Source organism: Oricola sp., from assembly GCF_022763245.1.
GTDB lineage: Bacteria > Pseudomonadota > Alphaproteobacteria > Rhizobiales > Rhizobiaceae > Oricola.
Window position 1 is genome coordinate 240127 of the sequence record NZ_JALEGV010000041.1, and the last position, 14868, is coordinate 254994.

A 14868-nucleotide genomic window follows, 5' to 3' on the forward strand; every position below is an offset into this window, starting at 1 on the left:
AGGCGGATCGCTCAGCCGAGCCGGGCAAGCAGCGTGTCGCGGGTTTCCTCGTCGACGAAGGCGGCCTCGATAGACGTGCGGGTCATGTCCAGGAGCGCTGCGTCGTCCATGCCGAAATGCCTGCGCGCCGTCTCGTATTCCTGCGCCAGCGAGGTGTGGAAGAAGGGCGGATCGTCGGAAGACAGCGTGACCCGGACGCCCGCGTCGCGCAGGCGCGGCAGGGGATGGGCGTCATAGGAGGCGAAGACCCCGAGCGCGATGTTGGAGCCGGGGCAGACCTCCAGCACGATCTCGTCGCGGGCGAGCCGTTCCACCAGCGCCGGATCCTCGATGGCCCGCACGCCATGGCCGATGCGGGACGGCCTCAAATGGTCAAGTGCGCCGCGCACGCTGTCCGCGCCGCACAATTCGCCGGCATGGACGGTGATCGCCAGGCCCGCATCGCGGGCAATGTCGAAGGCGCGGGCGAAATCCTTCGGTTCGTGCATCCGTTCGTCGCCTGCCATACCGAAACCGGTGACCAGCGGATGCGGATGATCCGCGATCCAGCGCGCCGCGCGCTCCACCCCTTGCGGACCTTCGTGGCGCAATCCGGTGGCGATCATACGCGCTTCGATGCCGGTTGCCGCCCGGGCGCGCAGCATGCCCTCGGCAAGGCCGTCGACATAGGCTTCGGGCGTCAGGCCGGCACTGATCGCATGGTCGGTGGAAATGAAGAACTCAGAATAGATCGCACCCTGCGCGGCAAGATCGCGCAGATAGGTCTCCGCCAGAAGCGCGTAGTCCTCCTGCGAGCGGAACAGCCGTGAGGCGATGTCGTAGCACTGCAGGAACGTGGTGAAATCCGACCAGACATAGGCGTCGTCGCGGATGATCACGGAAATGTCGGCCCCGTATTTCTCCGCCTGCGTCCGCACCAGCGCGGGGCCGGCCGCGCCCTCGATATGGCAGTGGATTTCGGCTTTTGCGACCATGGATTGACCTTTGCACCTCGGGGGACCATTTCCGTGACACGATGGCGCGGCTTGCGCAATGGCCCCGTTTGCCTGCATAGGCTAGCCTGCGCTTTCGTGGCGAAACAAACGCAAACCGAGACGGATCGATCCCATGTCGCAATCGAGAACCACCGCTGGCGGGGCGATGAAGACGTCATTCGGATTCGCCCAGGTCGGCGAAGGCGAGAAGCAGACGCGCGTCAATGACGTGTTCCACTCCGTCGCCCGGCGCTACGACGTCATGAACGACCTGATGTCGGGCGGCATGCATCGTGTCTGGAAGGACGCGATGGTCACCGCGCTCAACCCGCCGCGCAAGCATCACTGGCGCACGCTCGACGTTGCCGGCGGCACCGGCGACATCGCGTTCCGCATCGTCGACGCCGCGCGCGGCAACGCCCATGTCACCGTGCTCGACATCAACGGCTCGATGCTGGAGGTCGGAAGCGAACGGGCGGAAAAACGCGGCATCGCCGACAATCTCGCCTTCGTGGAAGCCAATGCGGAGGACCTGCCCTTCGAGGACGGAAGCTTCGACGCCTACACGATCGCGTTCGGCATCCGAAACGTCCCGGATATCGGCAAGGCGCTCCGCGAGGCCTATCGCGTGCTGAAGCGCGGCGGCCGCTTCCTGTGCCTGGAGTTCTCCGAGGTCGATACGCCGCTGCTCGAGACGATCTATGAAAAGTGGTCGTTCAACGCCATTCCGCAGATCGGCCGCGCCGTGACCGGCGACGGCGAGCCCTATCGCTATCTGGTCGAATCGATTGCCAAGTTCCCCAATCAGGAGAATTTCGCCGCGATGATCCGCCAGGCGGGCTTCGGCCGCGTGACCTACACGAATTACACGGGCGGGATCGCCGCGCTGCATTCCGCCTGGAAGCTCTAGCTTCATGAACCAGGTGATGGCGACATTGCGGCTGATGCGGGCCGGCTGGGTGCTGGTTCGCGAAGGCGTCATCGCCGGCCTTCCGGCGCAGGGGCTGACCGGTCCGGCCGCAACCGGCCACCGTCTCGCCACCGCGCTGGCGCGCAAGCGCTCGAAATCACTCGACAATGCCGAGCGCATGTCGAAGGCGATCGCCCGGCTTGGCCCGTCCTATGCCAAGCTCGGCCAGTTTCTGGCCACGCGACCCGACGTGATCGGCCTCGACCTCGCGCTTGATCTCGCCCATCTGCAGGACCGGATGGACAGTTTCCCGATGGCCCAGTCGATGGCCCGCATCGAGGATTCGCTGGGCCGCCCGGTCGATGAACTGTTCGAGGAGATCGGCGAGCCGGTGGCCGCCGCCTCGATCGCTCAAGTGCATCCGGCGACCATCCGCGACGAGGACGGCACGCTGCGCAAGGTCGCCGTGAAAGTGATCCGGCCGGGCGTCCGCCGCCGCTTCGCCGCCGATCTCGACGCCTTCTTCCTGTTCGCCCAGCTGCAGGAAAAGCACATTCCCTCCTCGCGCCGGCTGCGGCCGGTGGCCATCGCCGAAACGCTGGCGCAGTCGACCAAGATCGAGATGGATCTGCGGCTTGAGGCCGCCGCGCTCGCCGAGATGCACGAAAACACGGTCGACGATCCCGGTTTCAGGGTGCCGAAGGTGGACTGGCTGCGCACCGGCCGCGACGTGCTGACGCTCGAATGGGTCGACGGCATCAAGATGTCGGAGGTCGATCAACTGCGCGCCGCCGGGCACGATCTCGACGCGCTCGCCGACGCGCTGGTGCAGAATTTCCTGCGCCAGGCCATGCGCGACGGCTTCTTCCACGCCGACATGCATCCCGGCAATCTCTTCGTCGACCCGAAGGGCGACATCGTCGCCGTCGATCTGGGCATTGCCGGCCGCATCGGGCTGAAGGAACGTCGCTTCCTCGCAGAAATCCTGTTCGGTTTCATCCGCCGCGACTTCCAGCGCGTCGCCCGGGTGCATTTCGAAGCCGGTTATGTGCCGCCGCATCACGATGTCGAGGCTTTCGCCCAGGCCATCCGCGCCATCGGCGAGCCGATCCACGGCCAGCCGGCCGAGACCATCTCGATGGCCAACCTGCTGACGCTCCTCTTCGAGGTCACCGACATCTTCGACATGCAGACCCGGCCCGAGCTTCTCCTGCTTCAAAAGACCATGGTCGTGGTGGAGGGCAACGCGCGCACGCTCAATCCGCGCTTCAACATGTGGAAGGCGTCGGAACCGGTGGTGGGCGACTGGATCGCGCGCAATCTCGGACCCGCGGCGATCCTGACGGACGCACGCGGCGGCCTGGAATCGCTCGGCCGCCTGGCCCGTGCCCTGCCGGAATTGGCCGACCGCACCGAACGCCTGTCGCACGAGGTCGGCGATATGGCGGAAAACGGCATGAAGCTCGATCCGGAAACCGTCACCGCCATCGGCAAGGCGGAAGCGCGCCAGTCGCGCTCGGGCCGCGTCGCGCTCTGGGTCATCGCGCTCGCCATGCTCTGGATCGCCTGGCAGGTGAGCTGAGCAAATTTGACTGCATTGCAGTCAATGCCTACATTGAATGCAATCAATGGAGGCGATCATGGCGACGCTGACGATCCGCAATCTCGACGATCAGGTCAAACAGGCTCTCCGCGAGCAGGCCGCCCGTCACGGCGTGTCGATGGAGGAGGAAGTCCGCACGTTGCTGACGAAGGCCGTTTCGAGTGGCGGACGGCGCAGGCTGACCGCAGAGGAAATCGTCGCCAAACATGCGCGGTCGCCGGACAAGCCGGTCGATCAGAAGGCATTGTCCGACGCGATGTGGGAGGAGTCCTTTGACTAGTTTGGTCGTCGATACATCGGCTCTCATCGCGATCCTAGCGAACGAAGAGGAAGCCCTGTCCTTCAGCCGGGCGATCGTTTCCGCGCATTCTGCCATGGTGAGCAGTGCAACCGTTCACGAAGCCAATTGCGTGGTGGCGCGCGGGAGTTTCGGCCGAAGCGCCACGGACGTGGCTGACCTGATCTCCGATCTCGACATCCGCCAGATCAGCTTCGCGCGGGAGCAGGTCGATGCGGCCAGAGACGCCTATGTTGCGTTCGGCCGCGGCTCCGGCCATCCGGCGCGGCTGAACATGGGCGACTGCTTTTCCTACGCGCTGGCGAGAACGCGCGACCTGCCGCTGCTTTTCAAGGGCGACGATTTCATCCATACCGACATCCGCCCGGCACTGGCGGTGGACCCATGACGATCACGCAGACCCTCTCCGGAAAACGCATCCTGCTGATCATCGGCGGCGGGATCGCGGCCTATAAATGCCTCGACCTGATCCGTCGGCTGCGCGAGCGCGGCGCGACCGTGCGCCCGGTGATGACGCGCGCCGCCGCCGAATTCGTGACCCCGCTGTCGGTCGGCGCGCTCGCCGCGACGAAGGTGTTCACCGAGTTGTTCGACCGCGATGACGAGCAGGATGTCGGTCACATCCGCCTGGCGCGCGAGACCGATCTGATCGTGGTCGCCCCGGCGACCGCCGACCTCATGGCGAAAATGGCGACGGGCCTTGCCAACGATCTCGCCTCCACCATCCTGCTCGCCGCCGGATCGCCCGTGCTGGTCGCGCCGGCGATGAACCCGCATATGTGGAGGCACCCGGCGACGCGTCGCAACCGCGAGGCGCTTGCCCGCGACGGCATTCGCTTCGTCGGGCCCAATGCCGGTGAAATGGCCGAATCGGGCGAGGCGGGCGAGGGCCGCATGGCCGAACCGTTGGAAATTGTCGCCGCGATCGAACAGGTCTGCGCGGCCGCGCCGAAACCCCTGTCCGGCAAGCGGATCGTCATCACCTCCGGACCGACGCATGAGCCGATCGATCCGGTGCGCTACATCGCCAACCGTTCCTCCGGCAAGCAGGGCCACGCGATTGCCGCCGCCTTGGCCCGGCTCGGCGCCGACGTGCAGTTGGTCTCCGGCCCGGTCTCCATCGCCGATCCCGACGGCGTGACAGTCACCCGAGTGGAGACGGCGCGGCAGATGCAAGCCTCCGTGGAACGCCTGTTGCCTGCCGACGCGGCGATCTTCGCCGCCGCGGTCGCGGACTGGCGTGCCGCGACCGAAGCCGCCGACAAGATGAAGAAGGACGGCGGCAAGGGGCCGGAATCGCTGCCGTTGACGGAAAATCCCGACATCCTCGCAGGCATCGGAACGCACGGGTCGCTGCGCCCCGGCTTGGTCATCGGTTTTGCCGCCGAGACGGAAAAGCTGATCGAACACGCCACCGCCAAGCTCAAACGCAAGGGTGCGGATCTTATCGTCGCCAATGACGTGTCGCCGGATTCAGGCATCGGCGGTTCGGGCGTGATGGGCGGAGACCGCAACCGCATCACGCTCCTGTCGCAAGATGGCGCCGAGGCATGGCCGGAAATGGGCAAGGACGAGGTCGCCGAACGCCTGGCCGCACTGGTGGCGGAACGGCTGTCCGGCAGCGAGCGCTGAACAATCCGCAGGCCCGTCTTCACCGGGTGAACAATCCGTCTCACAACCGCGAAATTGTGAACACGGCGCCTGTCGCCCTATCTGTTGGCCAGAAAGGAGACATTCCATGTCCATTCGACCCGTGAAACAGATTTCCGGCACGCAGCCGACGCTGGAAGGCGCCGGGGTGAAGCTGCACCGCGTCTTCGGCTTCGGCGATCCGTCGATGACCGACCCGTTCCTGATGATGGACGATTTCCGCAACGATCGTCCGGAGGACTACAAGGCCGGGTTCCCCTGGCACCCGCATCGCGGCATCGAGACGATCACCTATGTGCTGGAAGGCACGGTGGATCATGCCGACAGCCTCGGCAATGCCGGTTCGCTCGGGCCGGGCAGCGTCCAGTGGATGACGGCCGGCTCCGGCATCATGCACCAGGAAATGCCGAAGGGCGATGCCAAGGGACGCATGCACGGCTTCCAGCTATGGGCCAACCTGCCCTCCAGCCTGAAGATGACGACACCGCGCTATCAGGACATTTCCGGCGGCGACATTCCCGAGATCATAGACGATGACGGCACGCGGGTGCGCGTGGTGATCGGCGAGTTCTGGGGCAAGCGCGGACCTGTCGACGGGATCGCGGCCGACCCGCAATATCTCGACATCTACGTGCCGCCGGGCAAGCGCAAGGTGCTGCCGGTCGATACCTATCGTCAGGCCTTTGCCTACATCTTCCAGGGCTCGGCCTCTTTCCGCGACGCGTCGAACCCCTTCGGCGTCCTGGTGGAAAAGGAGGTCGCCGGCGAGGAAGTCCACATTCGCGACATGAGCGGCAACCGCACGCTCGTCGTGTTCGACACCGGTGACGAGATCGTCGTCCAGGCCGGCGACGAGGGCGTGCGCTTCCTGCTGGTCTCGGGCGCGCCGATCCGCGAACCGGTCGCCTGGCACGGTCCGATCGTGATGAACACGCGCGAGGAGCTGATGCAGGCCTTCACCGAGCTGCGAAACGGCAACTTCATCCGCGAAAGCGCCCGCATGTGATCGCAGGCGCAGGGTCTCCCCGCGCCTCCCTACCTGATCGACAATCCGCTTGCCGGTGATAGTCTCTCGCCGAAACCGCGCCGCATATCGGCGGCGCGGACCGGTGAGGACAGATCATGACGCATTCCGTTCTGGAAGACCTGCAGGCGCGGCTCGCCGCCACCCGGCGCGACATCGAGACCGAGATGGAAACGCAGCTCGCCCAGCAGCGCGAGCGGTTTCGCTACTCCCTGCATCGCGGCAAGGTGCGGTTCGAGAACGACGTGCGCGAATTGCAGCGCCGCTATCGTGTCGGTCTCCTGAAATACATCATCGGCGCGCGCCTCGGCTACGTGTTGTCGGCGCCGGTGATCTACAGCCTGATCGTGCCGCTGGTCCTGCTCGACGTGATGGTGACGATCTACCAGCACATCTGCTTCCGCATCTACCAGATCCCGCTGGTGCGTCGCAGCGACCACATCGTCGTCGACCGCCACCACCTCGCCTATCTGAACGGGCTCGAGAAGCTGAACTGCATCTATTGCGGTTATGCCAACGGCCTGATCGCCTATGTGCGCGAGATCGCCGGCCGCACCGAGCGGTTCTGGTGCCCGATCAAGCACGCCCGCCGCGCCGCCGACCCGCATGACCATGTCGAGGCTTTCGTCGATTACGGCGACGCCGAGGCCTATCGCGGCAATCTCCAGACCATCAGAGACGCCTGGAAGGATTGACGCGGCCGCGCGCCGCCGCACTCGTCAGCCGAACACCAGGCCGCCGTCGACGATCAGGTTCTGGCCGGTCACCGCCCGCGCCCAGGGGCTGGCGAAGAAGACCACCGCGTCGGCGGCCTCGGCCGGCGTCGTCACGCGCCTCAACGGGGTGTTCTGCGCGATCAGGTCGAACACGGCTTCCGGCGTCGCGCTGCTCGCATCCGTGGTCCGCAACAAACCGCCGGAGACCATGTTGACGGTGATGCCGTCCGGGCCGAGCTCGGCGGCGGCGGTGCGGGTCAGCGACAGAAGCGATGCCTTGGCCGCGGTGTAGTCGTGATAGGGCACCACGGGGTTCTGGAAGAGATTGGTGCCGATCGAAACGATCCGGCCGAAGCCCGCCTCGGCCATGCTGGGCCGAACCGCCTGGATCAGATTGAGAAGACCCTTGAGGCCGGTTTCCAGATGCGCCGACATTTCCGGCCATTGCATCGTCGCAAGCGACGACCTTGCATCGCCGTTGAAGGAGAAATCGGCCAGCGCGTTGTGGACAGCGGTGGTCGGCGCGCCGAGCGTGTCGGTCACCTCGCCGACAAGGCGCTTCACGGCGTCCGGATCCCTGACGTCGGCGTGGAAGGCGCGGGCCTTGTCGCCCAGCCTGTCCGCCAGCGCCTCGGCCTCGTCGCGGCTGTTGCGGTAGTTGATCGCCACCGATGCGCCTTCACGCGCAAAGGCCTCGGCGATCGCCGCCCCCAGCCCGCGGCCCGCGCCGGTGACGAGGACGACCTGTTGATCGATCGGACAACTCATTTGGCATTCCCTTCTTCTGTCCAGAGTGTGTGGAAGTGATGGACGGGCCCGTGGCCCGAGCCGACATCGAGCCGGTCGGCCGAAGCGATCGCCCCGGCGAGCCAGCTCTTGGCGGTGGAGGCGGCCTGTTCGAACGAACGGCCCTTGGCGAGCCCGGCGGCAAGCGCGCTCGACAGGGTGCAGCCTGTGCCATGCGTGTTGGCGCCCGGCAGGCGGTCTCCGTCGAGCCAGACGGCGTGGTCGGCCATCGCCAGGATGTCCGGGCTTTCGCTGCCCCCGAGATGTCCGCCCTTCACGAGAACGGCGCGCGGACCGAGCCCGAGCAGAGACTCGGCCTGGGCCTGCATGGCGCCGCGGTCCGTGGCCGGATCGACGCCCAGAAGCGCGGCGGCTTCCGGCAGGTTGGGCGTCAGCACGGTGGCCAGCGGCAGGAGGCGTTCGACGAGCGCCGCAACCGCCGCGGGGTCGAGCAGTGCCGCTCCGCCCTTGGCGATCATCACCGGGTCGAGAACGATCATGCAGTCGCGATACGCGGCCAGGACGTCGGCGACGGCCTCGGCGATTCGCGCATTGGCGATCATGCCGATCTTGACCGCGTCGACGCGGATGTCGGCGAAGACCATGCGGATCTGCTCGACGACGAAGTCCGGCGGCAGCGGGTGCACGGCGGACACGCCCTGCGTGTTCTGGGCCGTCAGCGCGGTCAGCGCCGCCATGCCGTAGACGCCATGCGCCGAGAAGGTCTTTAGGTCGGCCTGAATGCCGGCGCCGCCCGACGGGTCGGACCCGGCGATGGAAAGAACGTTCCTGATCATGACTGTGCGCTCCTCATCGAGCGGCTGAGTTGCCGGGCGGCGGCCTGCGGGTCCGCGCTGGCGCAGATCGCCGACACGACGGCCATGCCGGCGGCGCCGGCCTTTCGCACCGATGCGGCGTGTTCGGCCTTCAGGCCGCCAATGGCGACGGCCGGCAGGGGGCTTGCCGCGACCAGCCGGGCGAGACCTGCAAACCCGATGGGCGGCTTGTGTCCGGGCTTGGTCGGCGTGGCGAAGACCGGCCCGAGGCCGAGATAGTCGACGATGGCGGGGTCGGCCGCCGCGGCCAGCGCCTCGGTCTCCGCCGTCAGGCCGAGGATGCGGCTCGCGCCGATTCGCCCCCGAGCCTCCTGCGGCGTCATGTCGGATTGGCCGATATGCAGCCCCTCGGCGTCGATCGCGATCGCGGCCCCGCAATCGTCATTGACAATCAGCGGCACGCCGGTGCCGGCAAGCACGGTCTTCAGCGCGCGGCCGGTCTCGACCAGGGTCGCGGTGCCGGCGTGTTTCTCGCGCAGCTGCACCATCGTCGCGCCGCCGGCGACGGCCGCGCGGGTCGTTTCCAGCATGCCGCGCGCGCCGCACAGATCGGCATCGAGCACGAGGTAGACGGAGAGGTCGAAGTGCGTCATGAGCGCTTGATCCGCACGGCTTCGAGGCCGCTGGAATCCAGCGCCGCCAACGCGTCCAGGAACCGCCAGGCGAAGCTGCCCGGCCCGTTTGCCTGCTGTGCCGCTGCGCTTCCTGCAGCCGCGAACATCGCGAGCGCGGCGAGCGTCGCCTCGAAACGGTCCTCCCTGCAGGCCGCAAGCGTCGCGCCGGTGAGGCAGGTCAGCGAACAGCCGAGCGCGGTGACCTGCGGCATCAAGGGCGAGCCGCCGTGGATTGTCGCCTGGCGGACGCCGTCGGTGACGAAATCGGTTTCGCCGGTGACCGCGACGACCGCCTTCGCCGTCTGCGCCAGCGCGACGGCCCGCTCGCGGGCCGCGATGACCGTGTCGCCCGCATCGACGCCCTTTCCGGCGCTGTCCCCGCCGGCGAGCGCGATGATTTCCGACGCGTTGCCGCGGATGACGGCCGGTTGCATCGCCAACAGCTCGGCCATGGCGTCGCGACGGAACTGCGTGGCAAAATGGGCGACCGGATCGAGCACCCAAGGCGTTCCGGCGGCCTGCGCGGCCGTGACGGCCGCCTTCATGCCGGCGAGCCAGGGCGCCGAAAGCGTGCCGATATTGACCGTCAGGGCGCCGGCGATCCCGGCAAATTCGCCGGCCTCTTCTGGCGCATGAACCATGGCGGGCGAAGCCCCGGCAGCCAGCACGACATTGGCGGCGACGTTCATCGCCACATAATTGGTGATGCAATGGACGAGCGGCGGCGCGGCGTGCATCGCGGTCAGGATGGAAGCGGGTGTGGGATGGTCTGCCATGTGCCCCTTTCGGGCGGGGCAGGGCCGGGACCACGGAAAAGCGGAGTCGCCCTCGCAGTCCGAGCGACTCCCTCCGCCAGCATTATCTGGTTCAGGTTCTAAGGGTACTTCTCAGCCCGCCTTCCGGCGAACGCCCCCGTCTCTCAATCCCCGCCTTCTGGCAGATGCAGGCGGGTTTGTCACGGCCGTTGTGCGGCATGTTTCGAACGAGGCACTGGCAGAGCCTGCGTCCGGACCAGGGAAGCTTTTGATTTCGTGGAGAAATATTCAGTTGAGAAATTTACGCCGCCTGACCGGCGGCCCAGCCGGACGACCAGGCCCACTGGAAATTGTAGCCGCCGAGCCAGCCGGTGACGTCGATGGCCTCGCCGATGAAATAGAGGCCGGGGACGATTTTCGCCGCCATGGTCTTCTGGTCGATGCCGGCGGTGTCGATCCCGCCCAGCGTGACTTCGGCGGTTCGGTAGCCCTCGGAGCCGGACGGCTTGATCCGCCAGCCATGCATCGCATCTGAAAGGCGTCTCAGCGCCGCGTCGTTGATCTCCGCCAGCGGCCCGGACACGGCGGCCTCGGCGGTCAGGAATTGCGCCAGCGCCTTGGGCAGGACACGGGCCAGAACGGTCTGCGCTTCCTGCCGGCCAGCCGACTGGCGCGCCTCGCGCAGTTCGTCAAACTGGTCGCGGCCGGGCGCAAGGTCGATCTCGATCGCCTCGCCCTCGCGCCAGTAGCTGGAAACCTGCAGGATCGCCGGGCCCGACAGGCCGCGATGGGTGAACAGAAGCGCCTCGTCGAAGGCGGCCTTGCCGCAGGTGACGCGCGCGGACGTGGAGACACCGGCCAGCGGCCGGATCCGCTCCAGCAGGTTCGGCTCGAAGGTCAGCGGCACGAGGCCCGGCCGCGTTTCGGTGACACCGAGCCCGAACTGCTCGGCGACACGGTAGGCAAAGCCGGTGGCGCCCATTTTCGGGATCGACTTGCCGCCGGTGGCCACCACCAGCGAGGAGCAGGCGACCGTCCCGGTCGAAAGGCGCAATTCGAACCCCGCGTTCGTCCGCGCGATGTCCTCGACAATGGTGGAGAGTTCCAGCGTGCCGCCGGCGTCCGCGAGGTCGTCGGTCAGCATCGAGACGATCTGCGTCGCCGACCCGTCGCAGAACAATTGCCCGAGCGTCTTCTCGTGCCAGGCGATGCCGCGCGCGTCGACCCGGGCAATGAAATCGGCGGCGGTGAAGCGCTTCAGCGCCGAGATGCAGAAATGCGGGTTCGCCGACAGGTAGTTGGCCGGCGCGGCGTCGATGTTGGTGAAATTGCAGCGGCCGCCGCCCGAAATCCGGATCTTCTCGCCCGGCGCCCTTGCATGGTCAACGACGAGGACCGACCGGCCGCGCCGGCCAGCTTCTATTGCGCAGAAAAGGCCCGCGGCGCCGGCGCCCAGAACGATGACATCGAAGCGACGGTGGTTCATGCCGGTTGTTTAGCGGGAAACGGCCGCGCTGCCAGCATCCAAAACGAAAAAACCGGCGGGCAATGCCGCCGGTTCCGGTTTCGATTGTTGGGCCTGTATCAGGCCGGCTGCTTGGTCTTGCGCAGATAGGGCAGGATCGAGTCGATTTCGCCGAACTTCTCCTTGGCCTGCTCGTCATTGAGCGACAGCGCGACGATGACGTCTTCGCCCGGCTTCCAGTCGGCCGGCGTCGCGATCGGCTGGCCGTCGGTGGCGCGCAGGGCATCGAGCGCGCGGATCACTTCGGCGAAGTTGCGGCCGACCGACATCGGGTAGGTCATGGACAGGCGCAGCTTCTTGTCCGGGCCGATGATGAAGACCGAGCGCACGGCAGCGGTGTCGGCGGCGGTGCGGCCGTCCGGCAGATAGGCTTCGGCCGGCAGCATGTCGTAGAGCTTGGCGACCGTCAGGCTGGTGTCGTCGATGATCGGGAAATTTGCCGGCAGGCCGGCATAGGATTCGATGTCGCTCTTCCACTTCACGTGGTCGGCGACGTTGTCGACCGAAATGCCGATCACCTTGGTGTTGCGCTTCGTCCACTCGTCATCGAGGCGGGCCACGGCGCCGAACTCGGTGGTGCAGACCGGGGTGAAATCCTTCGGATGGGAGAACAGGATGGCGTAGGAGTCGCCGATCCACTCGTGAAAGCTGATGGTTCCCTCGGTGGTCTCGGCGGTGAAGTCCGGGACGATGTCATTGATACGGAGGCTCATTTCATTCTCCTGCTGGTGGACTGGGACGCGTGATAGCGTGAAAGGCGGGTACAATCGTGAGATAGTGTTCCAAACCCCCGGAACAAATGAGTAATTTCGCACTGTCACGCGGCAGATTGGCGCACAGGACCTAGGGGTAATCAGGATTCAGGCAGGGCGGACGCCTCCAGGCTCGCCATGTAGTGATGCGCGGCCGCCATGATCGCGCGCCCTTCATCGGTGTAGTCGGCGTGTTCGTCGAGAACGGCGTAACCCTGCATGAACAGATCCCGGCACTCCCGGGCCCTGTCGCGGGCGTCGCATCTCATCTCCGGATCGAGCCTCTGTGACTTCGCGAATTCATTCATCGAGAAACAGGTGCGGGCGAGCACGAACGTCGCGTGATAAATCCCGTCCATCGGACGCGGATCTGCGCGCAAGGGCGATTTGTAGAGCTCATCGATCGGGTTGCGGACATGGAACTCGACCGGCGAGGCGCCGTAGAGATAGCTGTGCGCTGCTTCGTGCATCAACGCCTCGCACAGCCCGAGCGATGACGCGAAGGCGTCGGGATTGATCAGCATCGAGCCCCAGCGCTCGAGACTGCTGCATGCGCCGAGCTCCGCATCGCCTTCTCCGACGAGATCGCGGACCGGCACGATCTCGGCGATCACGTGGTCCATCTCCGCACGCGTCAGCGGCGCGTGTTCGACGACCAGTCGCAGCGCATCTTCTATACGCGCGACGTCGCGAGCGGCCGTCGCCTCCTCCAGCCTGCCGATCTGTTCCGGCAGAAGGGATTCCGACACGAACTGGCTGCGCAGCCTGTCTTCCTCGGACCGGGTGAAATGTGTGCGAAGGAGCGGCCGGACGCTGCATCCATCGCCCGCCTCGAAGGGCCCGGCCAGCAAGCAGTCAAGCGCGTCTTGCGCCGCGTCCTGATCTTCCTGCTGCGTGCCGATGGCGCCGACAAGAGCGAAATAGTCGCCGAAAACCGATGGCCTGACGCGTCTTGTCGAGTTCAGCAGATCGACCAGCTCATGACCGGCCTGTGAGTCATAGGGTCTGACTCCGCGGCATCGGTCAAGAATGTGCGCGACACTGACCGCCAGACGCTTCTGGATGCGCATCCGCGATGCGCGCCCGTTCTCGCTGCCGGGAAGAAACGGATTGTCCAAATCGTACGATGCCGGAAGCGGGGCGAGAGCGCCTGGTCAGCTCTTCCGGGTCGATGGCGTCGTCAGTTTGACCAGCTTCGGTTTCCCTGTGCCCGTCATCCGGTCGCCCTTGCTGTTGTTGCCAAGCAGTTTGGAAGCGTCGAGAACAATTTTTTCGGCCATTGAGCTAACCTCGTTCGCCGTCTGCCGCGGAACCCCATGTCACCGCGGCGCAGCGGTTGATTTCCCCCGGCAGCCTAACATAATGCGGTCGCATCGCAAGCTTGAGCAGGTGTCGCGCAGGTCGTCGAAAGGCCAGAGACGCACGCTCTCAGCGCCGCGGAAAGCGGGCAGGAAAGGCCGAAACGGACATGATCCTGTTCGTGACCACCGCGTTTCATCGATACACGCTGTCGAGAACCGCGCGGCAGACGATCGGCCGCGGCGTGCTGCAGGTCGTCTCCTATGACTGGCTCTTTCGGCAGCCGGCCATCCGGGCCTCCTGCGTCATCTTCACCGATTTCGACCGGCTCAGGCATTTCGAACTGGCGGAAGCGGGGCGCTGCTATCGGCAATTGCGCGAGGGCGGCATCCGTGTCCTCAACGACCCGGCAAGGGCACGCCAGCGCCACGACTTGCTGCACACCCTGCATGCGGCGGGCGTCAACCGGTTCCGGGCCTGGCAAGCGGCTCTGCGGCCGAAGCCCGATCGCTTTCCGGTCTTCGTCAAATGCGAGACGGATCACAGGCAGGCCTTCGACGAACTGATCGCCGACCAGCCGGCGCTCGACCGCAAGCTCGATGAGATCGAGGCGGACGGCATGTCGTTGCGCGATCTGCTCGTGATCGAGTTCGCCAACGAACCGATCCGCGACAATGTCTTCCATCGCAAGACGGTCTACCGGGTCGGCGACCGGATCATACCGGGCGTCCCGGTGGTGGAGGACAAGCCGTTCGTCAAATACGGACGGATCGAAGTGGCGCGCGAGGAGGATTTCGTGACCTTCGCCGAGTGGATGCGCAGCAATCCGGAACGTGAACAATTGCGCCGGGTCTTCGACATCGCGCGGATCGACTACGGCCGGGCCGACTATGTTTCCGGTCCGGACGGGCTGGCGATCTTCGAGATCAACACAAACCCGACCGTACGCGCCCGGTTTCCCGAGCAGAATGCCGCATTTCTGAACGTCGCCTGGGATCGCTTCGACGAGCTGACGGAGGCGATCCGCTCGCTCGATGGCGAAGACCGCACTGTTTCTCTCGATCGCGGCAAGGCCCGGTCGTCGCGCCTTCGTCTCGTGGCGGGGTTCTTTCTCAAGATGCCCTGA

Annotated in this window: 17 protein-coding genes and 1 riboswitch; of the genes, 8 read left to right on the forward strand and 9 right to left on the reverse strand. The window is 66.0% G+C overall.

Features of this window, described 5'->3' with window-relative positions:
• Nucleotides 1-11 precede the first annotated feature (11 nt).
• Nucleotides 12-974, reverse strand: coding sequence for an adenosine deaminase (locus MRY80_RS21845; protein ID WP_293293362.1), 963 nt, complete (start codon nt 972-974; stop codon nt 12-14).
• 133 nt (nt 975-1107) lie between these two features.
• Between MRY80_RS21845 and ubiE the strand changes: the two genes are divergently transcribed.
• The 7 genes from ubiE (at nt 1108) to MRY80_RS21880 (ending at nt 7154) form a co-directional block, all read left to right on the forward strand.
• Entirely contained in the window at nt 1108-1884 is a 777-nt protein-coding gene (gene ubiE, locus MRY80_RS21850; protein WP_293293363.1) for a bifunctional demethylmenaquinone methyltransferase/2-methoxy-6-polyprenyl-1,4-benzoquinol methylase UbiE, read from the forward strand.
• Between the two features lie 4 nt (nt 1885-1888).
• Complete coding sequence (ubiB, locus tag MRY80_RS21855) at nt 1889-3466, forward strand: 2-polyprenylphenol 6-hydroxylase (protein WP_293293364.1); 1578 nt, start codon at nt 1889-1891, stop codon at nt 3464-3466.
• Between the two features lie 58 nt (nt 3467-3524).
• On the forward strand, nt 3525-3767 hold the full coding sequence (locus MRY80_RS21860) for a hypothetical protein (RefSeq protein WP_293293365.1): 243 nt from the start codon (nt 3525-3527) through the stop codon (nt 3765-3767).
• A complete protein-coding gene (locus MRY80_RS21865) occupies nt 3760-4173 on the forward strand; it encodes a type II toxin-antitoxin system VapC family toxin (protein WP_293293366.1) in 414 nt (137 codons plus the stop codon). The genes MRY80_RS21860 and MRY80_RS21865 overlap by 8 nt, the downstream gene beginning before the upstream one ends.
• Nucleotides 4170-5417, forward strand: coding sequence for a bifunctional phosphopantothenoylcysteine decarboxylase/phosphopantothenate--cysteine ligase CoaBC (gene coaBC / locus MRY80_RS21870; protein ID WP_293293367.1), 1248 nt, complete (start codon nt 4170-4172; stop codon nt 5415-5417). Before MRY80_RS21865 ends, coaBC begins: the two co-directional genes overlap by 4 nt.
• A 106-nt stretch (nt 5418-5523) precedes the next feature.
• Nucleotides 5524-6441, forward strand: coding sequence for a pirin family protein (locus MRY80_RS21875; RefSeq protein ID WP_293293368.1), 918 nt, complete (start codon nt 5524-5526; stop codon nt 6439-6441).
• 116 nt (nt 6442-6557) lie between these two features.
• Nucleotides 6558-7154: a hypothetical protein gene (locus MRY80_RS21880; RefSeq protein ID WP_293293369.1), complete on the forward strand. Its 597-nt coding sequence runs from the start codon at nt 6558-6560 to the stop codon at nt 7152-7154.
• Nucleotides 7155-7178: 24 nt separating this feature from the next.
• On the opposite strand, the gene MRY80_RS21885 is transcribed toward MRY80_RS21880, so the two are convergent.
• The 8 genes from MRY80_RS21885 to MRY80_RS21920 form a co-directional block, all read right to left on the reverse strand.
• Complete coding sequence (locus MRY80_RS21885) at nt 7179-7943, reverse strand: 3-oxoacyl-ACP reductase (protein ID WP_293293370.1); 765 nt, start codon at nt 7941-7943, stop codon at nt 7179-7181.
• Nucleotides 7940-8758, reverse strand: coding sequence for a bifunctional hydroxymethylpyrimidine kinase/phosphomethylpyrimidine kinase (gene thiD, locus MRY80_RS21890; RefSeq protein ID WP_293293371.1), 819 nt, complete (start codon nt 8756-8758; stop codon nt 7940-7942). Before thiD ends, MRY80_RS21885 begins: the two co-directional genes overlap by 4 nt.
• Nucleotides 8755-9390, reverse strand: a complete 636-nt coding sequence (gene thiE, locus MRY80_RS21895) for a thiamine phosphate synthase (protein WP_293293372.1) — start codon at nt 9388-9390, stop codon at nt 8755-8757. Before thiE ends, thiD begins: the two co-directional genes overlap by 4 nt.
• On the reverse strand, nt 9387-10187 hold the full coding sequence (gene thiM, locus MRY80_RS21900; RefSeq protein WP_293293373.1) for a hydroxyethylthiazole kinase: 801 nt from the start codon (nt 10185-10187) through the stop codon (nt 9387-9389). Before thiM ends, thiE begins: the two co-directional genes overlap by 4 nt.
• 51 nt (nt 10188-10238) lie before the next feature.
• Nucleotides 10239-10335: riboswitch (TPP riboswitch) on the reverse strand.
• Nucleotides 10336-10467: 132 nt separating this feature from the next.
• On the reverse strand, nt 10468-11652 hold the full coding sequence (locus MRY80_RS21905; RefSeq protein ID WP_293293374.1) for an NAD(P)/FAD-dependent oxidoreductase: 1185 nt from the start codon (nt 11650-11652) through the stop codon (nt 10468-10470).
• A gap of 98 nt (nt 11653-11750) precedes the next feature.
• The gene (locus MRY80_RS21910; protein ID WP_293293375.1) at nt 11751-12404 is read right to left on the reverse strand and encodes a peroxiredoxin; all 654 of its coding nucleotides are present in this window, start codon (nt 12402-12404) and stop codon (nt 11751-11753) included.
• Nucleotides 12405-12544: 140 nt separating this feature from the next.
• Nucleotides 12545-13513, reverse strand: a complete 969-nt coding sequence (locus tag MRY80_RS21915; RefSeq protein WP_293293376.1) for an HEXXH motif-containing putative peptide modification protein — start codon at nt 13511-13513, stop codon at nt 12545-12547.
• Between the two features lie 84 nt (nt 13514-13597).
• Nucleotides 13598-13723 carry a hypothetical protein gene (locus tag MRY80_RS21920; RefSeq protein WP_293293377.1) on the reverse strand — a complete coding sequence of 42 codons (126 nt, stop codon included), beginning with the start codon at nt 13721-13723 and terminating at the stop codon, nt 13598-13600.
• A 188-nt stretch (nt 13724-13911) separates the two neighbouring features.
• On the opposite strand from MRY80_RS21920, the gene MRY80_RS21925 reads away from it, so the two are divergent.
• The gene (locus MRY80_RS21925; RefSeq protein ID WP_293293378.1) at nt 13912-14868 is read left to right on the forward strand and encodes a hypothetical protein; all 957 of its coding nucleotides are present in this window, start codon (nt 13912-13914) and stop codon (nt 14866-14868) included.